This window comes from Devosia sp. P3_B2 (assembly GCF_056402875.1).
Genome location: NZ_JBFUGO010000010.1, coordinates 101,835 through 128,064 on the forward strand (window position 1 = coordinate 101,835; position 26,230 = coordinate 128,064).

General features: G+C 63.0%; 40 protein-coding genes. 2 read left to right on the top strand and 38 right to left on the bottom strand.

The genetic code is table 11. The features are described 5' to 3' along the window. Positions 1-30: 30 nt before the first annotated feature. The 5 genes from eno to AC1DV8_RS15415 all read right to left on the bottom strand — a co-directional run bounded on the left by eno (position 31) and on the right by AC1DV8_RS15415 (position 4,091). Positions 31-1,305, bottom strand: coding sequence for a phosphopyruvate hydratase (gene eno / locus AC1DV8_RS15395; protein WP_477158078.1), 1,275 nt, complete (start codon positions 1,303-1,305; stop codon positions 31-33). A gap of 107 nt (positions 1,306-1,412) precedes the next feature. Then, positions 1,413-1,793, bottom strand: coding sequence for a GFA family protein (locus AC1DV8_RS15400; RefSeq protein WP_477158079.1), 381 nt, complete (start codon positions 1,791-1,793; stop codon positions 1,413-1,415). A gap of 54 nt (positions 1,794-1,847) precedes the next feature. Beyond that, positions 1,848-2,249 carry a hypothetical protein gene (locus AC1DV8_RS15405; protein ID WP_477158080.1) on the bottom strand — a complete coding sequence of 134 codons (402 nt, stop codon included), beginning with the start codon at positions 2,247-2,249 and terminating at the stop codon, positions 1,848-1,850. A 3-nt stretch (positions 2,250-2,252) separates the two neighbouring features. Next, positions 2,253-3,080: an AraC family transcriptional regulator gene (locus AC1DV8_RS15410; protein WP_477158081.1), complete on the bottom strand. Its 828-nt coding sequence runs from the start codon at positions 3,078-3,080 to the stop codon at positions 2,253-2,255. A 45-nt stretch (positions 3,081-3,125) separates the two neighbouring features. Next, complete coding sequence (locus AC1DV8_RS15415; RefSeq protein ID WP_477158082.1) at positions 3,126-4,091, bottom strand: NAD-dependent epimerase/dehydratase family protein; 966 nt, start codon at positions 4,089-4,091, stop codon at positions 3,126-3,128. Positions 4,092-4,481: 390 nt separating this feature from the next. Between AC1DV8_RS15415 and AC1DV8_RS15420 the strand changes: the two genes are divergently transcribed. Next, on the top strand, positions 4,482-5,021 hold the full coding sequence (locus AC1DV8_RS15420; protein ID WP_477149305.1) for a P-loop NTPase family protein: 540 nt from the start codon (positions 4,482-4,484) through the stop codon (positions 5,019-5,021). A gap of 5 nt (positions 5,022-5,026) precedes the next feature. Here the strand turns inward: AC1DV8_RS15420 and AC1DV8_RS15425 are convergent, their stop codons facing one another. The 32 genes from AC1DV8_RS15425 to rpsL form a co-directional block, all read right to left on the bottom strand. After that, positions 5,027-6,070, bottom strand: a complete 1,044-nt coding sequence (locus AC1DV8_RS15425) for an NAD-dependent epimerase/dehydratase family protein (RefSeq protein WP_477158083.1) — start codon at positions 6,068-6,070, stop codon at positions 5,027-5,029. Positions 6,071-6,183: 113 nt separating this feature from the next. Further along, positions 6,184-6,612 (bottom strand): 50S ribosomal protein L17, encoded by a 429-nt coding sequence (gene rplQ, locus AC1DV8_RS15430; RefSeq protein ID WP_477149303.1) that lies wholly within the window; start codon positions 6,610-6,612, stop codon positions 6,184-6,186. Between the two features lie 59 nt (positions 6,613-6,671). Beyond that, positions 6,672-7,691 (bottom strand): DNA-directed RNA polymerase subunit alpha, encoded by a 1,020-nt coding sequence (locus AC1DV8_RS15435; RefSeq protein ID WP_477149302.1) that lies wholly within the window; start codon positions 7,689-7,691, stop codon positions 6,672-6,674. A gap of 103 nt (positions 7,692-7,794) precedes the next feature. Continuing rightward, entirely contained in the window at positions 7,795-8,187 is a 393-nt protein-coding gene (gene rpsK, locus AC1DV8_RS15440) for a 30S ribosomal protein S11 (protein ID WP_055049094.1), read from the bottom strand. Between the two features lie 82 nt (positions 8,188-8,269). Then, positions 8,270-8,638, bottom strand: coding sequence for a 30S ribosomal protein S13 (gene rpsM / locus AC1DV8_RS15445; RefSeq protein ID WP_477149301.1), 369 nt, complete (start codon positions 8,636-8,638; stop codon positions 8,270-8,272). Positions 8,639-8,814: 176 nt separating this feature from the next. Then, positions 8,815-9,384 carry an adenylate kinase gene (locus AC1DV8_RS15450; RefSeq protein ID WP_477149300.1) on the bottom strand — a complete coding sequence of 190 codons (570 nt, stop codon included), beginning with the start codon at positions 9,382-9,384 and terminating at the stop codon, positions 8,815-8,817. After that, positions 9,381-10,715, bottom strand: a complete 1,335-nt coding sequence (gene secY, locus AC1DV8_RS15455; protein ID WP_477149299.1) for a preprotein translocase subunit SecY — start codon at positions 10,713-10,715, stop codon at positions 9,381-9,383. The genes AC1DV8_RS15450 and secY overlap by 4 nt, the downstream gene beginning before the upstream one ends. Before the next feature lie 32 nt (positions 10,716-10,747). Then, positions 10,748-11,233: a 50S ribosomal protein L15 gene (gene rplO / locus AC1DV8_RS15460; protein ID WP_055877882.1), complete on the bottom strand. Its 486-nt coding sequence runs from the start codon at positions 11,231-11,233 to the stop codon at positions 10,748-10,750. A 12-nt stretch (positions 11,234-11,245) separates the two neighbouring features. Continuing rightward, a complete protein-coding gene (gene rpmD, locus AC1DV8_RS15465) occupies positions 11,246-11,434 on the bottom strand; it encodes a 50S ribosomal protein L30 (protein ID WP_055877885.1) in 189 nt (62 codons plus the stop codon). Positions 11,435-11,456: 22 nt separating this feature from the next. Then, the gene (gene rpsE / locus AC1DV8_RS15470) at positions 11,457-11,984 is read right to left on the bottom strand and encodes a 30S ribosomal protein S5 (RefSeq protein WP_055049088.1); all 528 of its coding nucleotides are present in this window, start codon (positions 11,982-11,984) and stop codon (positions 11,457-11,459) included. A gap of 22 nt (positions 11,985-12,006) precedes the next feature. After that, complete coding sequence (rplR, locus tag AC1DV8_RS15475; RefSeq protein WP_477149298.1) at positions 12,007-12,369, bottom strand: 50S ribosomal protein L18; 363 nt, start codon at positions 12,367-12,369, stop codon at positions 12,007-12,009. Positions 12,370-12,381: 12 nt separating this feature from the next. Then, on the bottom strand, positions 12,382-12,915 hold the full coding sequence (gene rplF / locus AC1DV8_RS15480) for a 50S ribosomal protein L6 (protein ID WP_477149297.1): 534 nt from the start codon (positions 12,913-12,915) through the stop codon (positions 12,382-12,384). A 54-nt stretch (positions 12,916-12,969) separates the two neighbouring features. Continuing rightward, a complete protein-coding gene (rpsH, locus tag AC1DV8_RS15485; protein WP_477149296.1) occupies positions 12,970-13,368 on the bottom strand; it encodes a 30S ribosomal protein S8 in 399 nt (132 codons plus the stop codon). Between the two features lie 13 nt (positions 13,369-13,381). Then, a complete protein-coding gene (rpsN, locus tag AC1DV8_RS15490) occupies positions 13,382-13,687 on the bottom strand; it encodes a 30S ribosomal protein S14 (RefSeq protein WP_055877897.1) in 306 nt (101 codons plus the stop codon). Positions 13,688-13,708: 21 nt separating this feature from the next. After that, positions 13,709-14,266 (bottom strand): 50S ribosomal protein L5, encoded by a 558-nt coding sequence (gene rplE, locus AC1DV8_RS15495; protein WP_477149295.1) that lies wholly within the window; start codon positions 14,264-14,266, stop codon positions 13,709-13,711. Continuing rightward, complete coding sequence (gene rplX / locus AC1DV8_RS15500; protein ID WP_477158084.1) at positions 14,259-14,573, bottom strand: 50S ribosomal protein L24; 315 nt, start codon at positions 14,571-14,573, stop codon at positions 14,259-14,261. Before rplX ends, rplE begins: the two co-directional genes overlap by 8 nt. Continuing rightward, on the bottom strand, positions 14,573-14,941 hold the full coding sequence (gene rplN / locus AC1DV8_RS15505; RefSeq protein WP_055877905.1) for a 50S ribosomal protein L14: 369 nt from the start codon (positions 14,939-14,941) through the stop codon (positions 14,573-14,575). The genes rplX and rplN overlap by 1 nt, the downstream gene beginning before the upstream one ends. Before the next feature lie 57 nt (positions 14,942-14,998). After that, positions 14,999-15,232 (bottom strand): 30S ribosomal protein S17, encoded by a 234-nt coding sequence (gene rpsQ / locus AC1DV8_RS15510; protein ID WP_423067702.1) that lies wholly within the window; start codon positions 15,230-15,232, stop codon positions 14,999-15,001. A gap of 10 nt (positions 15,233-15,242) precedes the next feature. Next, positions 15,243-15,479 carry a 50S ribosomal protein L29 gene (rpmC, locus tag AC1DV8_RS15515; RefSeq protein WP_477149293.1) on the bottom strand — a complete coding sequence of 79 codons (237 nt, stop codon included), beginning with the start codon at positions 15,477-15,479 and terminating at the stop codon, positions 15,243-15,245. A 5-nt stretch (positions 15,480-15,484) separates the two neighbouring features. Then, positions 15,485-15,898: a 50S ribosomal protein L16 gene (gene rplP / locus AC1DV8_RS15520; protein ID WP_291307874.1), complete on the bottom strand. Its 414-nt coding sequence runs from the start codon at positions 15,896-15,898 to the stop codon at positions 15,485-15,487. A gap of 16 nt (positions 15,899-15,914) precedes the next feature. Beyond that, entirely contained in the window at positions 15,915-16,679 is a 765-nt protein-coding gene (gene rpsC, locus AC1DV8_RS15525) for a 30S ribosomal protein S3 (RefSeq protein WP_477149292.1), read from the bottom strand. Beyond that, the gene (gene rplV / locus AC1DV8_RS15530) at positions 16,679-17,059 is read right to left on the bottom strand and encodes a 50S ribosomal protein L22 (protein WP_055877918.1); all 381 of its coding nucleotides are present in this window, start codon (positions 17,057-17,059) and stop codon (positions 16,679-16,681) included. The genes rpsC and rplV overlap by 1 nt, the downstream gene beginning before the upstream one ends. A 1-nt stretch (position 17,060) precedes the next feature. Then, positions 17,061-17,339, bottom strand: a complete 279-nt coding sequence (rpsS, locus tag AC1DV8_RS15535; RefSeq protein WP_477149291.1) for a 30S ribosomal protein S19 — start codon at positions 17,337-17,339, stop codon at positions 17,061-17,063. Between the two features lie 3 nt (positions 17,340-17,342). Next, positions 17,343-18,182: a 50S ribosomal protein L2 gene (gene rplB / locus AC1DV8_RS15540; RefSeq protein ID WP_477149290.1), complete on the bottom strand. Its 840-nt coding sequence runs from the start codon at positions 18,180-18,182 to the stop codon at positions 17,343-17,345. Between the two features lie 14 nt (positions 18,183-18,196). Then, positions 18,197-18,490, bottom strand: coding sequence for a 50S ribosomal protein L23 (locus tag AC1DV8_RS15545; RefSeq protein ID WP_477149289.1), 294 nt, complete (start codon positions 18,488-18,490; stop codon positions 18,197-18,199). Next, entirely contained in the window at positions 18,487-19,107 is a 621-nt protein-coding gene (gene rplD, locus AC1DV8_RS15550; protein ID WP_477149288.1) for a 50S ribosomal protein L4, read from the bottom strand. The genes AC1DV8_RS15545 and rplD overlap by 4 nt, the downstream gene beginning before the upstream one ends. Next, positions 19,107-19,811 (bottom strand): 50S ribosomal protein L3, encoded by a 705-nt coding sequence (gene rplC, locus AC1DV8_RS15555; protein WP_055877928.1) that lies wholly within the window; start codon positions 19,809-19,811, stop codon positions 19,107-19,109. The genes rplD and rplC overlap by 1 nt, the downstream gene beginning before the upstream one ends. An 86-nt stretch (positions 19,812-19,897) precedes the next feature. Then, a complete protein-coding gene (gene rpsJ / locus AC1DV8_RS15560; protein ID WP_055049780.1) occupies positions 19,898-20,206 on the bottom strand; it encodes a 30S ribosomal protein S10 in 309 nt (102 codons plus the stop codon). Between the two features lie 73 nt (positions 20,207-20,279). Next, entirely contained in the window at positions 20,280-21,470 is a 1,191-nt protein-coding gene (gene tuf, locus AC1DV8_RS15565) for an elongation factor Tu (RefSeq protein ID WP_477149287.1), read from the bottom strand. Positions 21,471-21,550: 80 nt separating this feature from the next. Continuing rightward, a complete protein-coding gene (gene fusA / locus AC1DV8_RS15570) occupies positions 21,551-23,641 on the bottom strand; it encodes an elongation factor G (protein ID WP_477149286.1) in 2,091 nt (696 codons plus the stop codon). Positions 23,642-23,658: 17 nt separating this feature from the next. Next, the gene (gene rpsG / locus AC1DV8_RS15575; RefSeq protein WP_069911349.1) at positions 23,659-24,129 is read right to left on the bottom strand and encodes a 30S ribosomal protein S7; all 471 of its coding nucleotides are present in this window, start codon (positions 24,127-24,129) and stop codon (positions 23,659-23,661) included. 11 nt (positions 24,130-24,140) lie between these two features. Next, the gene (gene rpsL, locus AC1DV8_RS15580) at positions 24,141-24,512 is read right to left on the bottom strand and encodes a 30S ribosomal protein S12 (protein ID WP_273957941.1); all 372 of its coding nucleotides are present in this window, start codon (positions 24,510-24,512) and stop codon (positions 24,141-24,143) included. Between the two features lie 508 nt (positions 24,513-25,020). Between rpsL and AC1DV8_RS15585 the strand changes: the two genes are divergently transcribed. Continuing rightward, positions 25,021-25,497: a YbjN domain-containing protein gene (locus AC1DV8_RS15585; protein WP_477149285.1), complete on the top strand. Its 477-nt coding sequence runs from the start codon at positions 25,021-25,023 to the stop codon at positions 25,495-25,497. Positions 25,498-25,500: 3 nt separating this feature from the next. Here the strand turns inward: AC1DV8_RS15585 and AC1DV8_RS15590 are convergent, their stop codons facing one another. Next, positions 25,501-26,166, bottom strand: a complete 666-nt coding sequence (locus tag AC1DV8_RS15590) for an O-methyltransferase (RefSeq protein ID WP_477158085.1) — start codon at positions 26,164-26,166, stop codon at positions 25,501-25,503. Between the last annotated feature and the right edge of the window lie 64 nt (positions 26,167-26,230).

The following is a 26,230-nucleotide window of genomic DNA, read 5'->3' on the forward strand; positions in this document are numbered from 1 at the left end:
CAGCTACCGCCGCATGTCAGGGTTTCTCGATCAGGCCTTCAAAATGCTGCGGCCGGCGTACTTGGCCGAGGTGCCGAGCTGCTCCTCGATGCGGATCAGCTGGTTGTACTTCGCCAGACGATCGGAGCGAGACAGCGACCCGGTCTTGATCTGCCCGCAGTTGCAGGCGACGGCGAGGTCCGAAATCGTCGAGTCCTCGGTTTCGCCCGAGCGGTGCGACATCACCGAGGTGTAGGCGGCACGGTGGGCGGTATCGACGGCGTCGAGCGTCTCGGAGAGCGAGCCGATCTGGTTCACCTTGACGAGGATCGAGTTGGCGACACCCATCTTGATACCGGAGCGCAGGCGCTCGGTATTGGTGACGAACAGGTCGTCGCCGACCAGCTGCACTTTCTTGCCGAGCAAGTCGGTAAGCGCCTTCCAACCCTCCCAGTCGTCCTCGGCCATGCCGTCTTCGATGGTGATGATCGGGAACTTGTCGACGAGGCCGGCGAGGAACTTGGCGTTCTCCTCGGAGGAGAGGGTCTTGCCCTCGCCTTCCATGGCGTACTTGCCGCCCTTGAAGTACTCGGTCGAGGCGCAATCGAGGCCGAGATAGACGTCCTTGCCGGCGGCGTAGCCGGCCTTCTCGATCGACTTGACGATGTACTCAAGCGCCGCCTCGGCGGACTTGAGGTTCGGCGCAAAGCCGCCTTCGTCACCCACATTGGTGTTGTGGCCGTCGGCAGCGAGACCCTTCTTCAGGGTATGGAAGATCTCGGAGCCGATCTGCACCGCATGCGCCATGCTCTCGGCGCCGACCGGCAGGATCATGAATTCCTGCATGTCGATCGGGTTATCGGCGTGCGCGCCGCCGTTGATGATGTTCATCATCGGAACCGGCAGCACGTGGGCGTTGGGGCCACCGATATAGCGGTAGAGCGGCAGTTCGCTCGATTCGGCGGCGGCCTTGGCCACGGCGAGCGAGACGCCGAGGATGGCATTGGCGCCGAGACGCGACTTGTTCGGCGTGCCATCGAGTTCGATCAGGGCGCGATCGACGCCGATCTGGTCGAGGGCGTCGAGGCCCTGAATCTCGGCGAAGATCTCGGTGTTGACGAAATCGACCGCCTTGGTGACGCCCTTGCCGAGGAACGGCTTGCCGCCGTCGCGGAGTTCCACTGCCTCATGGGCGCCGGTCGAGGCGCCCGAGGGCACCATGGCGCGGCCGAAGCTGCCGTCATCGAGCACCACGTCCACCTCGACGGTGGGATTGCCGCGGCTGTCGAAGACCTGCCGGCCGGTGATGTCGATGATGGTAGACATGTGCGTGACCCCTTGTCCGTGCAATCGATTGCTCGGCCCTTGTTAGAGAAGGGCAATGACACAGTGAAGAGGGCCGGGGATAATTTTTGCTCCCCTGCCCTCGCCCGTCACTGCAGGTTCTGCGGCAGGCCGTCGGCGATGTCGTAGTAGTCGCCCTTGTCGGCGACGAAGATGTGCATCGCGAGGTGGGTGTTGGTGGGCGTGTCGAAGGCGCCCATGTAGATGCCGATCCGGTGGTGGTGGACGGGGTCGAAGAACAGCGACGAGCCGCAGACCGAGCAGAAGCCGCGGCGAACCTTCTCGGACGAGTGGTACCAGGTGACCTTATCCTCGCCGACGATGGTCAACGCGGCCTTGAGCACGTCAGTACCGGCTTCGTAGTGACCGGTGTGCTTGCGGCATTTCGTGCAATGACACGCAGTGGGTGGCGTCAGTTCGCCCTCCACCTCGAAGCGGATGGCTCCGCAAAGACATGATCCCTTGTGCATTGTCGCTCCTCCAAGCATCGCAACGATAGCTGGAGCGAGCGCCGCCGAGAACCCTCAGCGCTCGGCAGCCCGTCTCGCCGCCACGAAGGCGACGCCGTTCGGCAGGCGGCCGGTGGTGGAGCTTTGCTCGTCCAGCACGCGCCAGAACGGAGTGATGGCATCGGCCGGCATGCCGGCGGCATGGGCCTCGAGGGCAGCTTCGGCGACGGTGCGGAGGTGGTAGCCAGCGTAGATCGGACAGGTGACTTCGGCGTTGTAGCGGGCTGCGAGGTCGCGGCGCATCGCCTTGATGTCGACGGTGCGGCCAGAGGGGATTGCCGACATGAAATCGGCGATCATTTGGGGTGTCGGCACCAGCATGACCTGGCCGGCGTGCATGCCGGCGATGCTGATCGGGGCGGGTTTGATCACCGGCTCGGCCGGTGCGTTGAGCTTCTCAGTCCAGGACTTGGCCATGGCTCAGACGAGAGGCAGGTAGAGGATGGTGAGGAGGTCTGACGGCGCGGTGTCGCGCGGGCTGTTGAGATATTCCTCGAGCACCGGCGCATCGGCGATGTCACGGCCCGACTGTGGTAGCCAGGTGCCGAACATCCAGTTGTACTCGGCGAGCATGTCGGGGTACGGCCCCTTGTGGCGGAGGACGGCGTAGTCGCCGGCGCGTGTAGTGGTGACTGGCAGGCCTGCTGGCGGCGAACTCAGCGCGGCGGCTGCCGCCGAGCGGAGCTCGTCTACCGGCACGGCGCTCGGATCGTCACCGTAGATCCCGAACATGCGGGTGTTCTGGTCGATGAGGCCAGCCGTGGCGAGGCGGCCAAACAGCAGGTCGAAGGCCATCCCGATGTTGATGTAGTCACCGACATGCGGCTCGGTGGCGATGGTCATCGCCGGGAGATGACGGATCTCGACATCGTAGTGTGGCGTCGGAGCGCCGTTCTGCGCTGGGTTGAATACGGTGTGGCTGCCTTCGCGTCGGTAGCGGGCCGGCGGCATGCCGTAGGCGTCGGCGAAGATGCGGGTGAAGGATTGGAGGTTATCGTAGCCTGAACGCTTGGCGACGGCTTCGACCGGCGCATCGGTGTTGGCCAGTTCGTTGGCGGCGCGCATCAGGCGGAGGCGACGGACGGCGGCAGCGGCGGTTTCGCCGCGCATGGCGGAATAGATGCGATGCCAGTGCCAGGGCGACATGGCGGCCACGTCGGCGAGGCGCTCGAGATCGAGCGGCTCGTCGAGGTGATCGTAGATGTAGGCGGTGACGCGGTTGATGCGGGCTTCGTAGCTCTGGGTCATGGGCTTACCTCGTGTGCTACGACGGTGTGCCATGAGCCGATTTCACTAGTCTTGCGGACCTTGCACGCGGCCGTTGGCGATGAGCCACGTGACCGCCTCCTGCACGGCTTCGAGCGAGGAGTAGCGCGGGGTGAAGCCGAGGAGGCGCCTGGCCTTCTCCATAGAGTGACTGGGGCTGCGGGCGATGTGCTCCCAGGTGGCGTTGGCCTCGTCGGGATCCTGCCCGACCTTCCACTGGTCGAACGGCAGGTAGCGCAGTTTTGGCTCGTGGCGGAACCAGCGGTACATGGCTTCGGCGTAGCCGCGCAGGTTGATCGCCTGCGGGGAGACGGCGTTGAAGGCTTCGCCGACGGCGGTGGAGCGGCTGGCGATGATGGCCATGATCTGCCGAGCCAGGTCGTCGGCGTGGACGTGGTGGACGGTTTCGAGGCCGAAGTTCGGGAGCGTGAGCTCCTCGCCGCGGGCAATCTTCGAGAAGACTTCGGAGTTGAAGTGGCCGGCCGGGTTCAGCGGGTCCCAGCCGGGGCCGACGATGTGGCCTGGGCGGAAGACCGTCGCCGGGAAGCCGGTGCGGCGGGCCTCGTCGAGCAGGTAGGTTTCGATGGCGGCCTTCTGGGTGCCGTACTCACCGAAGGGGTTGAGTGGCTGGTCCTCGGTGGCGGGCACTGCGGTGTTGTGGCCGTAGACCCAGATGGTGCCGCAATGGAGGAAGTGCTGGACCTTGCCGCGCAGGGCTTCGACCAGATGCTGCGCCCGCGGCAGCACGAAGCAGATCATGTCGATGACGATGTCTGCATCGAGCGCCGCGATGGCGGCGCCGAAGCTCCCCTCGTGCTCGGCGGCATCGCGGTCGATGAGGACAGTCTCCACCTTGCCCCAGGCGGCGTTCGGGGTGTAGGGCGCGCGGTGGCCGCGGGTGACGTTGACGACCTGGTGGCCGGCGTTGACCAGCCGGGGCACCAGATGGGTGCCGACGTGACCGCTGCCACCGATGATAACGACTTTCGACAAGGCTTCCTCCGTGCTGCGCGGAGCTTAGTCCGTTGCGTTGCAAGGGGAAAGCCGGAGCTGGCACACAGACGTGCGAAGGCGCCCGACGGCCATGGCCTCGGGGTTTCCGGTCAGTTTGCCGCTTCTGGATGAGCGGCATGGGCGGGACTTCGTCCCTGTGGCGGTCGTCCGCCGAACTGTACAAGGTTGGGACTCTCGCCCCGCCCATTGCGAACGGTCTTTTGGCCCGATGGTGCGCAAAGCGGACGCTTCCACCAAACCCTAGAAACGGCGCCCCGCCCCTAGCCCGAACCCTCCCCGCGACGCCGCGTAGCGCCTCGCATCGGGAAAGTAGATGCAGTATAAGCCCCATCCCCCGGCGCGGGGATAAGTGGGAACGAGGGGGCTCAAATGGACGTGCTGCCACTGTCGGCGCTCGGCGATCGAATCATGATCTGCGGCCCGTCGAACGCCGGCAAATCCACGCTGGCGAGGGCAATCGGCCGCAAGCTGGAACGCCCGGCCATTCATCTCGATCTGCTTTATCACCTGCCCTACACGAACTGGGAGCCACGCCCCAGGGAGGAGTTTGTGGCTCTGCACGACGCGCAGATCGCTACGGATAGCTGGGTGATTGAAGGCAACTACTTCGCCACCGTGCCGCAGCGGCTTCAGCGCGCCAGCGGGATCGTCATGATGGGGAGCGAGCCCTGGCGAGCTGCGCTGCGCAATTTCAGGCGTACGCTATTCGAGACCGGCAGTCGCGCGGGGCAACTCGAGGGCAATATCGACAAACTGAACTGGCGGCTCTTCCGGTTCATCCTGTTCGAGCAGCCCAAGAAGCGGCAGCGCGATCTGGCGATCCTGCGCGCCGCTGGCCTGCCGATGATCGAGCTCAACTCGATGGCTGAACTGAAGCGTCTCTATGCGGCGTGGGGGCTGGACCGCTAGGCGGGTTACGAGGTCTTCGGTTTCACCAAGCCGAGCCGGATGACGCTTTCGGCGGTGGCGAGGATCGAATCCTTGGCCGAAATGAACTTGCGGCCCAGCAGCTTCTCGCCTTTCGAGCCGTCGAACACCTTCTCGTTGCCGATATCGTTGATGATCTGGCGGGCCGGACCGCCGAAGCTGGCGATGATCTTGATGATCCAGTCTGGCACCTTCTTCATGGTGATCTCCCAGCTCGGATAGGCCTCCCGGAGGATCTCGGCGACCTTCGGGAACGGGGTATACTCGCTGGTGGCGAGATAGCGCTGGTTGGCCGCCTCGGGCTTGTCGAGTGCTGCGAGGTGCAGGGCGGCAACATCGCGCACATCGATGATCGAGAAGCCGTTGCTGGGCATGGCCGGCACCGCGCCGGCGAGCAACCCGGACACCATGCCGAGCGAGATGCTGGCGTCCACATCGAGTGCGGGGCCGATAATGGCGCCGGGATGGATGGTGGTCAGGGCGATGCCGTTGTCCTTGGCGAAGGCCCAGGCGAACTGCTCCGCCTTGGTCTTGCCGACGCAATAGGCCCAGGTCCAGCGCATGCCCTCGAGATTGGTGAAGTAGGTCTCGTCGTAGACGCGACGGCCGCTGGTCTGGCCGTGGCCATAGCCGACCGTGGCGATCGACGAGGTCATGATGATGCGCTTGATGCCGGCGGCGTTGGCGAAGCGGAAGACGCGCTGCGTACCTTCGAGCGCCGGGCGGATGACGAGGCTCTGGTCCTTGGGCTCGTCGGCTCGGATGGCCGTTGCGATGTGCATGACGGTGGCGACGCCCTGCATCGCCTCTGTCCAGCCCTTGTCGTCGAGGAGATCGGCTTCGAGCAGTTCGAGGCGGTCGAGGGCGCCCTGCCCCAGCTCAGTGGCGAGCGTGGCGCGAACTTCGTCAGCGCGGCCCAACGATCGGATCGTGCCCCGGACCCGGTGGCCCGCGCGCAGCAGCTCGAGGATTGTCCACTTGCCAACAAAGCCAGTCGCACCGGTGACAAGGATGAGGCCCTGGTCCGTCATTTCACTCTCCCCAATCGAGTGCCGCCATTACGGCGCAGATTATGTTCTGCGGTCAAACGAAAAGGCGGCCCGGATGAACCGGACCGCCCTGAACTTCGCCGAATGCCTCGGGCTTACGCCGCTACGGATTCGTCGTCGGTCTCGCGCACTTCCACCGGACCCGAGTCGAGGCCCTTGGCGTCGACGTCGCGATCGACCAGTTCGATGACCGCAAGGGCGGCATTGTCGCCGTAGCGGAAGCCGGCCTTCAGGATGCGGATGTAGCCGCCGTTACGATCCTTGTAGCGCGGACCGATAGTGGCGAACAGCTTCTGGACCTGGGTCTCGTCCTTCATCTGGGCGATGGCCTGGCGACGGGCATGCAGATCGCCGCGCTTGCCGAGCGTGATCAGCTTCTCGACGATCGGACGCAGTTCCTTAGCCTTGGGCAAGGTGGTCACGATCTGCTCGTGCTTGATCAGCGAGGCAGACATGTTGGCGAACATGGCCTTGCGATGAGCAGAGGTCCGGTTGAGCTTACGGTTCGAATTACCGTGGCGCATTTTGTTACTCCCTAAGGCCCGGGCGTCTCACGACGGGCGGTTAGTGGCTTTTGGCCAGCTTAATAGTGATCTTCGTAGCGCTTGGCCAGATCGTCGATGTTCTCAGGCGGCCAATTCGGCACGTCCATCCCGAGGTGCAGGCCCATCTGAGCCAGCACTTCCTTGATTTCGTTGAGCGACTTGCGGCCGAAGTTCGGCGTGCGCAGCATCTCGGCTTCGGTCTTCTGGATCAGATCGCCGATGTAGACGATGTTGTCGTTCTTCAGGCAGTTGGCCGAACGGACCGACAGCTCGAGCTCGTCGACCTTCTTGAGCAGCGCCGGGTTGAAGGCGAGTTCCGGGACGCTGTCCTGGGCCTTTTCCTTGGTGGGCTCTTCGAAGTTCACGAAGACCGACAGCTGGTCCTGGAGAATGCGGGCGGCATAGGCCACCGAATCTTCCGGGGAGATGGCGCCGTTGGTCTCGACCGTCAGCGTCAGCTTGTCCTTGTCGAGGCTCTCACCGGCACGGGTCGCGTCGACCTTGTAGGACACGCGGCGAACCGGGGAGAACAGCGCATCGACCGGGATGTAGCCGATCGGGGCGTCGTCCGGACGGTTCTTGTCGGCGGGGACGTAGCCCTTGCCGGTGTTGACCGTGAACTCGATGTTGATCTCGGCACCGTCGTCGAGGTGGCAGATCACGAGGTCCGGGTTCAGCACTTCGATGTCGCCGGTGACCTTGATGTCGCCGGCAACAACTGCGCCCGGGCCCTGCTTGGTGAGGGTCAAACGCTTCGGACCTTCGCCGCCCATCTTCAGGGCGATTTCCTTGACGTTCAGCACGAGGTCGGTAATGTCTTCGCGCACGCCCGGAAGCGACGAGAATTCGTGCAGGATGCCGTCAATCTGGATCGCGGTAACGGCCGCGCCCTGGAGCGAAGAGAGCAGCACGCGGCGCAGAGCGTTGCCGAGCGTCAGGCCGTAGCCGCGCTCAAGCGGCTCCGCCACGACCGAGGCCGTGCGCACGCTATCGCTGCCCGAAACGATGTCCAGTTTGGTCGGCTTGATGAGTTCCTGCCAGTTCCGCTGGATGGTCACGGTGGTGTCCTTTCAAATGGGCGGTCCGCCTAACCGCCTGTCCGCTATGCAATGTACCTATCCCGGCGCGAGGGGCGCGCCGGGAGATCTACCGTAACGGAGGTTAGACGCGGCGACGCTTGCGCGGCCGGCAACCGTTGTGCGGGATCGAGGTGACATCGCGAATGCTGGTGACGTTGAAGCCAGCAGCCTGCAGCGCGCGAAGCGCCGATTCACGGCCCGAACCAGGACCGCGGACCTCGACCTCGAGGGTCTTCATGCCGTGTTCCTGGGCCTTCTTGGCCGCGTCTTCCGCCGCAACCTGGGCGGCATACGGGGTCGACTTGCGCGACCCTTTGAAACCCATCACGCCCGAGGACGACCAGGAAATGGTGTTGCCCTGCACGTCGGTGATGGTGACCATGGTGTTGTTGAACGACGCATTCACATGCGCAACGCCATTGGTGATGTTCTTGCGCTCTTTGCGACGAACGCGCGCGACTTCAGCTTTTGCCAATTTGCTTCCTCAGTTCGATATCGACGCTGCCGTAGTTCCAGCAGCTACATCAGGATGGCGGAGAGGTGCTCCGCTACCCGGATTACTTCTTCTTGCCGGCGATCGGCTTGGCCGGACCCTTGCGGGTGCGGGCATTGGTGTGCGTGCGCTGACCACGGACCGGCAGGCCCTTGCGGTGACGGAGGCCACGGTAGTTACCGAGGTCCATCAGGCGCTTGATGTTCATCGCCACGTTGCGGCGCAGATCACCCTCGACGACGTAGTCGCGGTCGATCGCTTCGCGGATCTGGATCACTTCGGCGTCGGTCAGGTCGTTGACGCGACGCTCGGCCGGGATGCCGACCTTCTCGGTGATCTCTTTGGCGAACTTGGCGCCGATCCCATGGATGTACTGAAGCGCGATAACCACGCGCTTGTTGGTCGGAATATTGACGCCAGCAATACGGGCCACGTCCGCTCTCCTATAGTCGGCAGCTCACGCTGCCCGTTTGATAACGACAAGGGACCGGAATCCGCCCCCTCACTCAGTTGAGGAACCGAATCCAGCCCGATAATCCATGAGACTGGCGCGGTTCATAGAGGCAAGGTTCCACAGAGTCAACTGCGGAGCCCCTGCCCCGAGGTATACTAGTTATGCACGGCCCGGCGGATGGCCGCCGTAACCTCATCGACCGGCTGCATGCCGTCGACAGACTTCAAGAGGCCCTTGCCGCGATAGAACTCAACAAGCGGCGCGGTCTGCTCGCGATAGACATTGAGGCGGTTGCGAAGCACGTCCTCGTTGTCGTCGCCGCGAGCAACACCAGATTCTTTTGCCCGTTTGGCGATGCGTCCGACCAGCACGTCGGCGTCTGCGGTGATTTCCACCACCGCGTCGAGCTGCATGCCCTTTTCGGTCAGCATCTCGTCGAGCGCCTCGGCCTGCGGAATGGTCCGCGGGAAACCGTCGAGCACGAAACCGGCCCGGCAGTCTTCCTGGTCAAGCCGCTCGGACACGATACCGTTGACGATCTCGTCGGAGACGAGGTCGCCGCGGTCCATGATCTCCTTGGCGGCGAGGCCCATGGGGGTCTTCGCAGCGATGGCGGAGCGCAGGATGTCGCCGGTCGAAAGCTGCGGGATTCCGTAGCTATCGATCAGCACCTTTGCCTGCGTGCCCTTGCCGGCGCCCGGAGGTCCCAGAAGGATCAGCCTCATTTACGCTTGCCCCCAAGGCGCGACCGCTTCACCAGGCCTTCGTACTGCTGGGCGATCAGGTGGCTCTGCACCTGGGTCACCGTATCCAGCGTCACCGTCACGATGATCAGCAGCGAGGTGCCGCCGATGAACTGGCTGACGTTGAGCTGGCTGTGGATCAGCTCTGGAATGAGCGCCACGACAGTAAGATACAGCGCGCCGACCAGGGTGATGCGGGTGAGCACGTAGTCGATGTAGTTCGCCGTCCGCTCGCCCGGCCGGATGCCGGGAATGAAGCCGCCGGAGCGCTTCAGGTTGTCCGCGGTGTCGGTCGGGTTGAAGACGATCGAGGTGTAGAAGAAGGCGAAGAAGATGATCAGCGCAGCGAACAGCGCCAGATAGAGCGGCTGGCCGCGGCCGAGCAGCGCCGCCGTCACCGACAGCCACTGCGGGGCGTCACCCTGCGCCGCGAAGGACGCAATCGTGGCGGGCAGCAGCAGCAGGGACGAGCCGAAGATCACCGGGATAACGCCCGAGGTGTTGAGCTTCAGCGGCAGGTGCGAGGTGTCGCCCTGGAACATCTTGTTGCCGACCTGGCGCTTCGGATACTGGATCAGCAGCCGGCGCTGGGCGCGTTCGAAGAACACGATGATGCCGATCACCAGAATGGCGATGAGCGGAATGCCGAAGCCCCAGAAGCCGGAGATGGCGCCCGTACGGGCGAGCTCAAGCGTCTGCACGACGGTTGCCGGCAGGTTCGCCACGATACCGGCGAAGATGATCAACGAGATACCGTTGCCGATGCCGCGCGAGGTGATCTGCTCACCAAGCCACATCAGGAACATGGTGCCGCCGACCAGCGTGATGACGGTCGAGAGCTCGAAGAACAGGCCCGGATTGAGCACCACACCCTGGCTGCCCTCGAGGCCCTTGGCGATGCCGTAGGCCTGCACCGCGCAGAACAGCACAGCAAGATAGCGGGTGTATTGGTTGAGCTTGCGACGCCCACTCTCACCTTCCTTGCGGAGGGCTTCGAGGCGCGGCGAGGCAGTGGTGACCACCTGAACCACGATGGACGCGGTGATGTAGGGAATGAGGTTCAGCGCGAAGATCGCCATGCGCTGCACGGCACCGCCGGCGAACATGTCGAACATGCCGAAAATGCCCTGCTGCGCCTGCTTGAAGGTCGCGGCATAGGCATCGGGATCGATACCGGGAACCGGGATGTAGGTGCCAAGCCGGTAAACCAGAAGCGCACCCAGTGTGAACCAGATGCGCTGCTGAAGGGCCTTCGCCTTGGCGAAGGTCCCGAAGTTAAGATTCTTGGCCAGCTGTTCGGCTGCGGACGCCATAGTCGCTCCCTTTAGAATGGGGCCAGGCGCTCTTAGGCGTCAGCCTTCACTTCTGCCTGAGGCATATCGACCTTGCCGCCGGCTGCTTCAATAGCAGCGAGGGCACCCTTGGTCGCGTGAGCAACCTTGAAGGTCACCTTCTTGGCCGTGAAACCGGAGCTGCCGATCAGACGAACGCCATCGAGCTCGCGGCGGATTACGCCGGCCTTCACGAGAGCGGCCGCATCGACCACGCCCTTGATGTCCAGCTTGCCGCTGTCGATGTAGTTCTGGATGCGGTCGATACGCAGCTGGTTCCACTTCTTGGGATTCAGAGCGTTGAAGCCGCGCTTCGGCATACGCATGTGAAGGGGCATCTGGCCGCCTTCGAAGCCGTTGATGGCAACGCCGGAACGAGCCGTCTGGCCCTTGCCGCCGCGACCACCGGTCTTGCCGACGCCCGAGCCGATACCACGACCGACGCGTACGCGCTTCTTGTTGGCGCCCGGGTTGTCCCGGAGTTCATTCAAACGAGTCATTGTTCTCGTTCCTTATTTGGCGTCGACGACGCGCACGAGGTGCGGGATCTTACGGATCATGCCGCGGACCTCGGGGGTGTCCTTGAGGGTCGACTGCTTGCGGATCTTGTTGAGCCCCAAACCGATGAGGGTGGCGCGCTGGTCCTGCGGACGGCGCGTCGGGCTGGCGATCTGCTCGATGGTGACGGTCTTGTCGGCCATAGTTCTAACTCCCAAGCCCTAATCAGGCTTCGACGGTCTCGCCACGGCGAGCCTGCAGGTCCGAGACCTTCAGGCCGCGGCGGGCGGCGACCGAACGCGGGCTATCAACGCGCTTCAGCGCATCGAAGGTGGCCCGCACCATGTTGTAGGGATTGGCGGTGCCCTGCGACTTCGCCACGATGTCGTTGACCCCGAGGGTCTCGAACACGGCGCGCATCGGGCCGCCGGCGATGATGCCGGTACCGGGAACGGCGGCACGCAGGATGACCTTGCCGGCGCCGTGGTGGCCGACCACATCGTGGTGCAGCGTACGGGCATCGCGCAGCGGAACGCGGATCATCTGGCGCTTGGCCTGCTCGGTCGCCTTGCGGATGGCCTCGGGCACTTCACGCGCCTTGCCGTGACCAAAGCCAACGCGGCCCTTCTGATCACCAACCACCACGAGGGCAGCGAAACCGAAACGACGGCCACCCTTCACAACCTTGGCGACACGGTTGATGTGCACCAGCCGGTCGACGAATTCGCTATCGCGCTCTTGAACGTCTCTCATCGAATTTTCCTTTGTCGCCGGATCAGAACTGCAGGCCGCCTTCGCGGGCCGCATCACCCAGGGCCTTAACGCGGCCATGGTAGAGGTAGGCACCACGATCGAACACGACCGTCGACACCTTGGCAGCGAGGCCACGCTCGGCAATCAGCTTGCCGACAGTGGCTGCGGCCTCGGCGGTCGAGCCGTTCTTGACCTTGGCCTTCACGTCCTTGTCGATGGTCGAAGCGGCAGCAAGCGTGCGGCCGGACGCATCATCGATGATCTGGGCGTAGATATTTTTGTCCGAGCGGTGCACGGACAGACGCGGGCGGCCATTCGAATTGGCCTTGAGCGCCTTGCGAACTCGGGCCTTGCGGCGGTCCGCACCTTTGAGGCTGATGGGCATCTCGTGCGCTCCTTACTTCTTCTTGCCTTCTTTGCGGGCGATGTACTCGCCCACATAACGCACGCCCTTGCCCTTGTAGGGCTCCGGCGGACGCCAACCGCGAATGTCGGCGGCCACCTGGCCAACCTGCTGCTTGTCCGAGCCGGTGATAACGACTTCGGTCTGCGTCGGCGCCGCGATGGTGATGCCAGCCGGAGTCTGGAACACCACTTCGTGGCTGAAACCGAGCGACAGCTTCAGATCCTTGCCCTGCATGGCGGCGCGATAACCAACGCCCTGGATTTGCAGCTTCTTCTCGAAGCCCGCGCTGACGCCGATCACCATATTGTTGATCAGCGCGCGGGTGGTCCCCCAGGCAGCCCGAGCTTCCTTGCTCTCGTTGGCGGGCTCGATGACGATGCCGTCATCGGTCTGCTTGGCGTTCACGATATCCATGAGCGTCAGCGCCTGCTCGCCCTTCGGCCCCTTTGCGGTGACCTTGCGATCGCTGATCGTGACGGTGACGCCACTGACCGGAGCAATCGGCTTTTTGCCTGTACGGGACATTCTTTCTACTTCCTTCGGAGTAATCGTCACACCGACGGCTTCAAGGCGTGAGCCTTAGAAGACGCGGCAGAGTACCTCGCCACCCAGGTTCTGGGCTTTTGCTTCATGATCGGCCATCACGCCCTTGGGGGTCGACAGGATCGACACGCCAAGGCCATTCGCGACCGAGGGGATATTCTTGACCGACGCATAGACACGGCGACCGGGGCGCGAGACGCGCTCGATGGTCCGGATCACCGGGGTATTGTCGGAGTACTTCAGCTCGATGTCGAACTGGGCAACGCCGTTGTCCATCTTGCTTTCCGAGTAGCCGCGGATGAAGCCTTCCGACTTCAGCACGTCGAGCACGCGGCCACGCAGGGTGGAAGCGGGAGTCTGGACGACATCGCGACGGCGCATCTGCGCGTTGCGGATGCGGGTCAGCATATCGCCGATCGGATCAGTAAGGCTCATAGCGTCTGTCTCCTTACCAGCTCGACTTCACAAGGCCCGGGATCAGCCCGAGGTTGCCGAGCTGACGCAGGGCAATACGGCTGAGCTTGAGCTTGCGATAGTAGCCACGCGGACGACCCGTGAGCTCGCAGCGGTTGTGCACGCGGTTCTCGGCCGAGTTACGCGGCAGCGCGGCAAGCTTGAGCTGCGCGGCGAAGCGTTCCTCGAGCGAAACGCTCTGGTTCATCACGACTGCCTTGAGCTTGGCCCGCTTGGGACCCAGCTGCTTGGCAAGGCGCTTGCGCTTGTTGTTCTTTTCGATGGAGCTGGTCTTTGCCATGTCTCGTCCTTCTCTCTTCCGTTACTGCCGGAAGGGGAAATTGAAAGCCTTGAGCAGCGCCCGGGCTTCGTCGTCGGTGCGCGCGGTCGTGCACACGATGATATCCATGCCCCAGGTCTGATCGATCTGATCGAAGTTGATCTCGGGGAAGATGATGTGTTCCTTGATGCCCATGGCGTAGTTGCCACGGCCATCGAACGAATTCGGGTTCAGCCCGCGGAAGTCACGAACGCGCGGCAGAGCGATGTTCACCAGACGGTCCAGGAACTCGTACATGCGGGCCTTGCGGAGCGTCACCTTCACGCCGAGCGGCATCTCTTCGCGGACCTTGAAGCCGGCGATCGACTTGCGGGCGTGGGTGATGACGGGCTTCTGCCCGGCGATCTTCTCGAGATCAGCAGCCGCCGACTTCACCTTCTTGGTGTCGTTCACCGCCTCGCCGACACCCATGTTCAGCACGATCTTGTCGAGCTTGGGGGCCTGCATGACGTTCTTGTAGCCGAACTCTTTGATCAGGTTCGCCTTGATGGTCTCGTCGTACTCGGTACGGAGACGCGGGATATAGACGGTGTCAGCCATCGATCGTGTCCCCGGTCGACTTGGCGACGCGCACCTTGGTGCCGTCGGCGTTGATCTTGAAACCGACGCGCGACGGCTTGCCGTTCGCATCGACGATCGCGACGTTGCTCAGGTGGATCGGGGCTTCCTTGGTGAAGATGCCCGCATCCTGGCTCGCGGTCTGCTTGGTGTGACGGCGCACGAGGTTGAGCCCCTGCACGGTGGCCTTGGTGGCCTCCGGGAACACCTGGGTGACCTGCCCGGTCTTGCCCTTGTCCTTGCCGGTCAGAATGACGACCTTGTCGCCCTTCTTAATCTTGGCCGCCATCACAACACCTCCGGCGCAAGCGAAATGATCTTCATGTGGTTCTTGGAACGCAGCTCGCGCGGCACCGGCCCGAAGATACGGGTACCGATCGGCTCGGCCTGGTTATTGATCAGGACGGCAGCGTTGCGGTCGAAGCGGATGACGGTGCCATCGGCGCGGCGAACCGGGAATGCGGTGCGCACAACGACGGCCTTCATCACCTGGCCCTTCTTGACGCGGCCACGCGGGATCGCGTCCTTGACCGAGACAACAATGATATCGCCCACCGAGGCGTACTTGCGGTGCGAACCGCCGAGTACCTTGATGCACATGACACGACGCGCGCCGGAATTATCGGCAACGTCGAGATTGGACTGCATCTGGATCATGGCTTGATGCCTTTTTCAGTTTCGGGGTCTGCCTACACGGCGAGCCCTAAATTCCGGTTACGCGGAGGGCTTGAGGACCCAACGCTTGTTCTTCGAAATCGGCGCCGATTCTTCGATCCAGACGACGTCCCCGACCTTGGCCGCATTGGCCTCGTCGTGAGCGTGGTACTTCTTGGACCGGCGCACGGTCTTCTTCATCACCGGGTGGGTAAAGGCGCGGTCAACCCGCACCACCACGGTCTTCTCGTTGGTGTCGGAGACCACGGTCCCCTGCAATACGCGCTTGGGCATCGGTTGCTCCTTACTTCGCCGCGGCTTTTTCGCCGAGGATCGTCTTCACCCGCGCGATTTCGCGGCGGACTTTCTTGACCTCGGTCGGCTTTTCCAGCTGCTGGGTAGCGCGCTGGAACCGCAGGTTGAACTGCTCTTTCTTCAGGCTGAGCAGCTGATCCTTCAGCTCATCCGGGGTATTGGCCCGGAGGTTGGCGGTGTGGCCACTGCCCTTGGCCTCGATCTTCTTCTTGGGTGCACGTGCCATGGCGATCAATCCGCAATGCGGGTGACGACCCGCGTGATGATCGGAAGCTTCATCGCGCCGAGGCGCAGGGCTTCCTTGGCGACGTCCTCGGGGACGCCGTCGATTTCGAAAAGGATACGACCGGGCTTGACGCGGGCGGCCCAGAATTCAACCGAACCCTTGCCCTTACCCATACGAACTTCGGTCGGCTTCTTGGAAACCGGCAGGTCCGGGAAGACACGGATCCAGACGCGGCCGGCACGCTTCATCTCGCGGGTGATCGCGCGGCGGGCCGCTTCGATCTGGCGAGCCGTAACGCGCTCGGGCTCCTGGGACTTCAGGCCGAACTGACCGAAGGCCAGGTCCGTGCCACCCTTGGCATTGCCATGGATGCGGCCCTTATGCGCCTTGCGGAACTTGGTACGTTTTGGTTGCAGCATTTTTGTCTATGCCTTCTCAGTTCGCCGGCGCGCGATCGCGATCGCGACCGCCACGATCACCGCGCTCGTCCCGATCGGAACGCTCGCGACGCTGACCGCCCTCGTTCGAACCGCCGCCTTCAGTGGCGCGACGCTCGTGAGCGGACGGATCGTGCTCAAGGACTTCGCCCTTGAAGACCCACACCTTGATGCCGATGATGCCGTAGGTGGTCTTCGCCTCGGCAGTACCGTAGTCGATGTCGGCGCGTAGCGTGTGCAGCGGCACGCGACCTTCGCGGTACCACTCGGTGCGGGCGATGTCGGCGCCGCCGAGACGGCCGCCCACGTTCACCCGGATGCCGCCGGCGCCCATACGGATCGCCGTCTGCACTGCACGCTTCATCGCACGACGGAAGGCCACGCGACGCTCGAGCTGCTGGGCAATGCCCTGCGCGACGAGGTTCGCATCGGTCTCCGGCTTGCGCACTTCAACGATGTTGATGTGCACTTCGCTGTCGGTGAACTGCTTCACCTTGGCGCGGATCTTGTCGATGTCAGCGCCCTTCTTGCCGATCACGATGCCCGGACGGGCAGTGTGGATCGACACGCGGCACTTGCGGTGCGGACGCTCGATGACGATCTTCGAGACCGCGGCCTGCTTGAGGTCTTCGAGCAGCGTCGCACGGATCTTCAGGTCTTCCTGCAGCAGGTTACCGTACTCACCTTTGTTCGCGTACCAACGCGAATCCCAGGTGCGGTTGATGCCGAGGCGCAGACCGATCGGGTTGATCTTCTGACCCATTATGCGGTCTCCTCAACTTGGCGAACCACAATGGTGAGGTTCGAGAACGGGCGCTCCATGCGGGCAGCGTGACCACGGCCACGGGCCATGAAGCGCTTCATCACCAGCGAGTCACCGACATAGCACTCGGCAACGACCAGGCTGTCCGGGTCGAGGCCGTGATTGTTTTCGGCGTTCGCGATGGCGCTCTCGAGCGTCTTCTTGACCGAGCCGGCGATACGCTTGCGCGAGAAGGTCAGCTCGGCGAGAGCCTTGTCGACCTTCTTGCCGCGGATCATCGCAGCCACGAGGTTGAGCTTGATGCCCGAGGTGCGAAGCATGCGGAGAACCGCCTTGGCCTCGTTGTCCTTGAGCGACCGCTGAGTTTTCGGCTTGCCCATGTTACTTCCTCTTGGCCTTCTTGTCGGCCGCGTGACCGTAGTAGGTACGGGTCGGCGCGAACTCGCCAAACTTGTGGCCGATCATTTCTTCCTGGACGTTCACCGGCACATGCTTGTGGCCATTGTGAACGCCGAAGGTCAGACCGACGAACTGCGGCAGGATCGTGGAACGACGGCTCCAGATCTTGATGACTTCGTTGCGGCCGCTCGAACGGCTGGTCTCTGCCTTCTTGAGCAGATAGCCATCGACGAACGGGCCTTTCCAGACTGAACGCGACATGGCTTAGCGGCCCTTCTTCACGTGACGCGAGCGGACGATGAACTTGTCCGTCGACTTGTTGGAACGGGTCTTCTTGCCCTTGGTCGGCTTGCCCCACGGGCTCACCGGGTGACGGCCACCCGAGGTACGGCCTTCACCACCACCATGCGGGTGATCGACCGGGTTCATGGTCACACCGCGGTTGACCGGCTTGCGGCCGAGCCAGCGGTTACGACCGGCCTTGCCGATCGAGGTGTTCGAGTGATCCTGGTTCGACACCGCGCCGACAGTGGCGAGGCACGAGCCGTGGACCCGGCGCTGCTCGCCCGAGTTGAGGCGAAGGATCGCCCAACCGGCATCGCGGCCGACATACTGTGCGTAGGCACCGGCCGAACGAGCGATCTGACCGCCCTTGCGGGGCTTCATCTCGACGTTGTGGACGATGGTGCCGACCGGCATACGCTCGAGCGGCATGGCATTGCCCGGTTTCACGTCGGCGGTGCCGAGCGTGGAGATCACCTTGTCGCCGGCAGCCAGACGCTGCGGCGCGATGATGTAGGCAAGCTCGCCGTCGGCGTACTTGATCAGCGCGATCCAGGCCGTGCGGTTCGGATCGTACTCGAGACGCTCGACAGTCGCCACTTCGTCGAAACGAACGCGGCGGAAGTCGACCATACGGTACGAACGCTTGTGACCGCCGCCGCGATGGTACGCGGTGATGCGGCCGGCGTTGTTACGACCGCCGGACTGGTTCAGACCTTCGGTCAGCGACTTGACCGGCTTGCCCTTCCACAGCTCCGACCGATCGGTCGTGATGAGCTGGCGGCGGCCCGGAGAGGTCGGATTGTAAGTTTTTAGACCCATTCTTCTCTCTCCCCTCAGATGCCGGTCGAAATATCGATCGACTGGCCTTCGGCCAGGGTGACAATGGCCTTCTTGACGTCCTTACGGGTGCCAAGTTCCTGCCGGAAACGCTTCACCTTGCCCTTGCGGACGAGGGTGTTGACCGCCTTGACCTTGACCGAGAAGAGCGCCTCGACGGCGGCTTTGATGTCGGCCTTGGTGGCATCGATCGCGACGTCGAAGACGACCTGGCTGTGCTCGGACGCCATGGTCGACTTTTCGGTGACGACCGGGTTACGGATCACGTCGTAGTTGCTGAACTTGCTCATGCGAACCGGGCCTCGAGCGCTTCGAGCGCTGCTTTGGTCAGAACGAGCTTATGGCGACGGAGAATGTCAGCGACATTGATCCCCTGCACCGGCAGCACGTCGATCTGCGGAATGTTGCGCGCCGCGTTGGCGAAATTCTTGTCCACCTCGGCGCCGTCGATGATCAGAGCGCTCGACCATTCCAGCTTGCCGAACTTGGCAACCAGCTGGGCGGTCTTGGGCTCCTTGGTGGCGACGGTCGGAACGACGACCAGTTCGCCAGCCTTGGCCTTGGCCGAAAGCGCATGCTTCAGGGCCAGGGCGCGGACCTTCTTGGGCAGCTCGATCGCATGGCTGCGGGGCTCGGGACCAAAGGCCCGGCCGCCGCCGCGGAACTGCGGAGCAGACTTGGCGCCGTGACGAGCGCCGCCCGAGCCCTTCTGCTTGATCGACTTCTTCGAAGTGTAAGCGATCTCGGAGCGGTGCTTCACCTTGTGGGTGCCGGCCATCGCCTTGAGCTGCTGGTAACGGACCATGCGGTGCAGGATGTCCTGGCGGACTTCAAGACCGAAGATCTCGTCCTTCAGTGTGACCGAACCGTCGGCCTTGCCGTCCAGAGTTGTGACCTGGAGTTCCATTATTTCGCCTCCTCGGCCACGGCTGCGACAGCCGCCTTGAACGAACCGGGCACAGCTGCGCCCTTCGGAGCGGCCTTCTTGACCGCGTCCTTGATCTGGATCCAGGCGCCCTTGGCACCCGGGACAGCGCCCTCGACCATGATCAGCCCGCGCTCCACATCGGTGCGCACGACCTTCAGGTTCTGGGTGGTGACACGACGGTCGCCCATGTGGCCGGCCATCTTCTTGCCCTTGAACACCTTGCCGGGGTCCTGGCGCTGGCCGGTAGAACCGTGCGAGCGGTGCGACACGGACACGCCGTGCGTGGCACGCAGACCACCGAAGTTCCAGCGCTTCATGCCGCCGGCGAAACCCTTACCGATCGAGGTACCGGTCACGTCGACCAGCTGACCTTCGACGAAGTGGTCCGCCTGCATGGTGGCACCGACTTCGATGAGGTTCGCAGGATCGACACGAAACTCAGTTACCTGACGCTTGGGCTCGACCTTGGCGACGGCGAACTGGCCGCGCTCCGCCTTGGTGACGTTCTTCGCCTTAACGGTGCCAGCGCCGAGCTGGAGGGCGGTATAGCCGTCCTTCTCCTGCGTGCGCTGACCCACGACCTGGCAGTTCTTGAGATCGAGCACGGTCACGGGGACGTGTGTGCCATCATCCAAGAACAGGCGGGTCATGCCCAGCTTCTGTGCGATCAAACCAGAACGCATCGGTTGTTACCTTCTCTCTTTGGCGCTTGACCGGGTCATTGTGTCCAAGAGGACCCTTTGGATGGTCAGCGCGAAAACTCAGTTACTCAGAGCTTGATTTCGACGTCGACGCCGGCGGCGAGATCGAGCTTCATCAGAGCATCAACGGTCTGCGGGGTCGGATCCACGATGTCGAGGAGACGCTTGTGCGTCCGGATCTCGAACTGCTCGCGGCTCTTCTTGTCGATGTGAGGCGACCGGTTGACCGTAAACTTCTCAATCTGTGTGGGCAGCGGGATCGGCCCGCGCACCTGCGCACCCGTGCGCTTGGCCGTGTTCACGATCTCCCGAGTGGAGGTGTCGAGCACACGGTGGTCAAAGGCTTTGAGCCGGATGCGAATGTTTTGACCGTTCATCTTGCTTTCCCAGCGAAAAATGGAACGCGGCGCGCTGTTTGTAGCGGCGCGCCGCGCCCTGGATTACCAGGTCTTATTTCAGGATCTTGGCGACGACGCCCGAACCGACGGTACGGCCACCCTCACGGATAGCGAAGCGGAGCTTCTCTTCCATGGCGATCGGCACGATCAGCTGAACGGAGATATTCACGTTGTCGCCCGGCATCACCATCTCGGTGCCTTCCGGCAGGGTAACCACACCGGTCACGTCGGTGGTGCGGAAGTAGAACTGCGGACGGTAGTTGGCGAAGAACGGAGTGTGACGGCCGCCTTCTTCCTTGGTGAGGATATAGGCCTCAGCAACGAAGTCGGTGTGCGGGGTCACGGAACCGGGCTTGCAGAGGACCTGGCCGCGCTCAACCTGAGTGCGGTCGATACCACGGATCAGCGCGCCGATGTTGTCGCCAGCCTGGCCCTGATCGAGCAGCTTGCGGAACATCTCAACGCCGGTCACGGTCGTCTTCTGGGTCGCCTTGATGCCGACGATCTCGACTTCCTCACCCACCTTCACGATGCCGCGCTCGACACGGCCGGTCACCACGGTGCCACGGCCAGAGATCGAGAACACGTCTTCGATCGGCATCAGGAACGGCTGGTCGATCGGACGAGCCGGCTGCGGGATGTAGGCGTCGACAGCGGCCATCAGCTCGAGAACGGCGTCGTGGCCGAGCTTCTTGTCACCATCGTTCAGAGCTTCGGTGGCCGAGCCCTTGATGATCGGAACGTCGTCGCCCGGGAATTCGTAGGACGACAGCAGTTCGCGAACCTCGAGTTCCACGAGCTCGAGGAGCTCCGGATCGTCGACCATGTCGCACTTGTTGAGGAACACCACGAGGGCCGGCACGCCAACCTGACGGGCGAGCAGGATGTGCTCGCGGGTCTGCGGCATCGGGCCGTCGGCAGCCGACACGACCAGGATCGCGCCGTCCATCTGGGCAGCGCCGGTGATCATGTTCTTCACATAGTCGGCGTGGCCCGGGCAGTCGACGTGAGCGTAGTGACGGTTGGTCGTCTCGTACTCGACGTGCGCGGTGTTGATCGTGATCCCGCGCGCCTTCTCTTCCGGTGCTGCGTCGATCTGGTCGTACGCCTTGAAGGTCGCGCCACCGGTCTCAGCCAAAACCTTCGTGATCGCTGCGGTCAGCGAGGTCTTGCCATGGTCGACGTGACCGATGGTGCCGATGTTGCAGTGAGGCTTATTGCGGGAAAACTTTTCCTTGCCCATCGCTTCTCTCCGTATGCGTCAGCCAACAGCCGACGTGAGTTTTCAGTTTCTATTTCAAGCGGTTGCTTAGCGGGTAAACGTTAAGCGTACTTTGCCTGGACTTCGGTGGCGACCGCCTGCGGGACCTGCTCGTAGTGGTCGAAAGTCATGGTGTACTGAGCGCGCCCCTGGCTCATCGAGCGGAGCGAGTTCACGTAGCCAAACATGTTGGCAAGAGGCACCATGGCGTCGATCACCTGCGCAATACCGCGGGCTTCAGTGCCGCGGATCTGGCCGCGACGTGAATTCAGGTCACCGATGACGTCGCCCACATAGTCTTCCGGGGTCAGAACTTCAACCCGCATGACCGGCTCGAGGATCTTCGGAGCCGCCTTCTCGATGGCTTCGCGGAAACCCGCGCGGCCAGCGATTTCGAAGGCGAGAACCGAGGAGTCGACGTCGTGGTAGGCACCGTCCGTCAGCGTGAACTTCACGTCGACGATCGGGAAGCCGATCACCGGGCCGGAGCCCATGACCGACGAAACACCCTTCTGCACGCCCGGGACGTATTCCTTGGGGACGTTGCCGCCCACGATCGCGGACACGAACTCGAAGCCCTTGCCGGCTTCATTCGGCTCGATCGTGAACTTGATGCGGGCGAACTGGCCCGAACCACCAGACTGCTTCTTGTGCGTGTAGTCGTGCTCAACCTTGCGGGTGATCGCTTCACGGTAAGCCACCTGCGGCGCACCGATATTGGCCTCGACCTTGAACTCGCGGCGCATGCGATCGACGAGAATGTCGAGGTGCAGTTCGCCCATGCCCGAGATGATGGTCTGGCCGGATTCTTCGTCGGTCTTGACGCGGAACGACGGGTCTTCGGCAGCCAGGCGAGCGAGGGCGAGGCCCATCTTCTCCTGGTCGGCCTTGGACTTGGGCTCCACGGCGATGTCGATGACCGGCTCCGGGAACTCCATGCGCTCGAGGATCACCTTGTTGTTGGGATCCGAGAGCGTGTCGCCAGTGGTCGTGTCCTTGAGGCCAACGATAGCGACGATGTCACCAGCGTAGGCTTCGTTGATCTGCTCGCGAGAGTTCGCGTGCATCTGGAACATTCGACCGACGCGTTCCTTCTTTTCCTTGACCGTGTTCTCGAGCATCGCACCGGCCTCGAGGTGACCCGAGTAGATGCGGCAGAAGGTCAGCGAGCCCATGTGCGGGTCGTTGGCGATCTTGAAGGCCAGCATCGACAGCGGCTCGTTGTCGGTCGCGTGACGCTCGATCGGCTTGTCGGTCTTGACGTCGATGCCCTGGATCGCAGGAATGTCGGTCGGAGCCGGCAGGAAGTCGATAACGCCATCCAGCAGCGGCTGCACGCCCTTGTTCTTGAAGGCCGAGCCACAGAACACCGGATACAGCTTCACTTCGCAGGTGCCCTTGCGGATCAGCCGGCGCAGCGTGTCGTTATCAGGCATTTCGCCGTTGAGGTAAGCCTCGGTGGCCGCATCGTCCATCTCGACGGCGGTCTCGATCATCTTCTCGCGGTACTCAGCGGCCTTGGCCTTGAGGTCCTCGGGGATCTCGACGACATCCCACTGGGCGCCCAGCTCTTCGTTGCGCCAGACGAGCGCGTTCATCTCGATCAGGTCGACGACGCCGCGGAAATCGCTCTCGGCGCCGATCGGCAGCTGCATCACGACCGGCTTGATACCGAGGCGCTTATCGAGCGTATCGAGGCAGAAGTAGAAATCGGCACCGATCTTGTCCATCTTGTTGACGAAGATCAGGCGCGGAACGTTGTACTTGTCGGCCTGGCGCCAGACGGTTTCCGTCTGCGGCTCGACGCCCTGGTTGCCGTCGAGCAGCGCGATGGCACCGTCGAGCACGCGGAGCGAGCGCTCGACTTCGATGGTGAAGTCCACGTGGCCGGGCGTGTCGATGATATTGAAGCGGTACTGGGTGCCGTCACGGCCCTTCCAGAACGTGGTGGTCGCGGCGGACGTGATGGTGATGCCGCGCTCCTGCTCCTGCTCCATCCAGTCCATGGTCGCGGCGCCGTCGTGGACTTCGCCGATCTTGTGGGACTTGCCGGTGTAGTAGAGAACACGCTCGGTCGTGGTCGTCTTGCCAGCATCAATGTGAGCCATGATGCCGAAGTTACGGTAGTGATTGATCGGGTATTCGCGGGCCATCTTGAGCGAGCCTTCCGTTACCAGCGGTAGTGCGAGAAGGCACGGTTGGCGTCAGCCATACGGTGCGTGTCTTCGCGTTTCTTGACGGCCTGGCCGCGACCGTTGACGGCATCCATGAGCTCGCCCGACAGGCGTTCCTTCATGGTGTGCTCGCCACGCTTGCGGGCAGACTCGATGAGCCAGCGGATGGCCAGCGCCTGCTGACGATCGGTGCGGACTTCGACCGGGACCTGATAGGTCGCACCACCAACGCGGCGCGAACGGACTTCGACGGCCGGGCGGATGTTGTCGAGGGCGGTGTGGAACACGCCGATCGGATCCTGCTTCAGCTTGGTCTGAACGATATCGAAGGCGCCGTAGACGATTCCTTCGGCGGCCGACTTCTTGCCGTCCTTCATGAGCGAGTTCATGAACTTGGAGACGACGAGATCGCCGAACTTCGGATCGGGATTGACGACGCGCTTTTCAGCGGAGTGACGACGGGACATCTAAATGCTCCTTACTTCGGCCGCTTCGCGCCGTACTTCGAACGGCGCTGCCTGCGATCCTTCACCGACTGGGTGTCGAGGACGCCGCGCAGCACGTGATAGCGAACACCCGGCAGATCGCGAACACGACCGCCGCGGATCAGCACCACGGAGTGTTCCTGCAGGTTGTGACCCTCGCCGGGGATGTAGGAAATGACTTCACGCGAAGTGGTCAGACGGACCTTCGCCACCTTGCGGAGAGCCGAATTCGGCTTCTTCGGGGTCGTCGTATAAACGCGAGAGCACACGCCGCGCTTCTGCGGGTTTGCTTCCATCGCCGGTACTTTGTTCCGCTTGGGCTTGGATACCCGAGGCTTGCGGATCAACTGATTAATGGTCGGCATTGCGCTCTTTCCATCGGTCCGAAGTTCGTTGCGAAAGACGATGGCAAACCAAAGGGGCGCCAAATCCACTCCAAAACGGAGCAGCAGCGCCTCTTATTGCAGCGGACCACCCGGCTGTTGACCAGGCGTTCATGCGCACGAAGATTTGTCGTCGTCTCTTGCCTTTGGCGATGTGTTTGAAGTTCCTGGATGCCCGCACAAGGTGGCAGATACCCGCGTGAACTTCACGACCGACCGCTAAGGTTGCGCCTCTATATGAGCAGTGAGTCCCCCCGTCAAGGATTCTTTCAGCGGAACATCATGCTCACGCCGCCGGAAATCCGGGGAATTTCCGTTCACCAGGCGAACGGGGTCGGAGGGCAGAGCTAACTTGCCGCGCACGCATGGCTGGCACCAGATCGGACGTGCGGTTTTCCTCTACTTTCAGGGATCCCCCTGCCCCGCATTGGCCCGCCTCTGACAAAGGTGTATCAGTCGGGCCAATACCGGGACGATGAGGGAGCATCCGATGAAGCTGGGACGTCTGTGGGCTGGCCTGCTGCTTGGCGCTCTCTCTGCTGGTCCCACCCTTGCGCAGACCGTGGTCGATGGCAGCAAGGTCGACGAAATCGTCACGATCGCCCGCGGCTATGGCTCGGCGACGCTTGAGTCCCAGGGCGACGGCAACCCGCGCATCGCCGGCAACATCAAGGGCGTGCCCTACTACGTGTTCTTCATGAACTGCGCGGCCGACAAGGCCTGCGAGGACATCAACTTCTATGCCGGGTTCGCCGATATCAAGCCGACAATGGATGCGCTGAACGCCTGGAACCGCGACAAGCGCTTCGGCAACGCCTATCTCGACGCGGACCTCGACGCGGCGATCGAGTACGATGTGAACCTCGAGTATGGCGTCACGCGCGAGAACCTCGACGCGGCGTTCGGAGTATGGTCGGTGCTGCTGGAGCAGTACACCGCGTATGTCGGCTACAAGCCGGCCCAGTGATCCCTAGTCGAGGATCATCATCGCAAAACCGTCATAGCCCTTGGCGCCGACCGTCTGCAGCGCTGTGGCTGAGAGCCTCGGGTTTGCGGCGATAAGCTCAAAGGCGCCACGGCTGCCGAGGACGTTCGGATCCCTGCTCTCCGCATTCGCCACCTGGCCATCCCGCACCACGTTGTCGAGCACGATCACAGTACCCGGCCGCCCGAGCTTGATGGCCCAGTCGAGGTAGGTGGTGTTGTTCGGCTTGTCGGCGTCGATAAAGACGAAGTCGAACGGTTCGGGCTTCTCGGCCGCCAGCACCGGCAGCGTCTCCGCTGCGGCGCCGACGCGCACCTCGATCCGATCGGAGTACCCTGCCCGTTCGACGTTCCGGCGCGCCACCTCGGCATGGTGCGGCTCGTACTCCAGCGTGATGATTGAGCCACCTGCCGGTAGCGCCTTGGCCATCCATATCGTCGAGTAGCCCCCGAGCGTGCCGACTTCGAGCACGCGTCTGGCCCCGCTCATGCGGACCAGCAGATGCAGGAACTTGCCCTGGGCAGCGGACACGTCGATGGGGCGCAGCCCACCAGCGGCATTAGCTTTCAGCGCGTCAGCGAGCGCCGCACTCTCATCGACCAGCTTGTCGACGATGTAGTCATCCACCCGGCCCCACAGATCGGCGCTCATCTCATCCTCCAGCTTGCCCGGTGCCTTCTAGAGTGCGCCGCGTGACGCTTCCATGACACTGCGA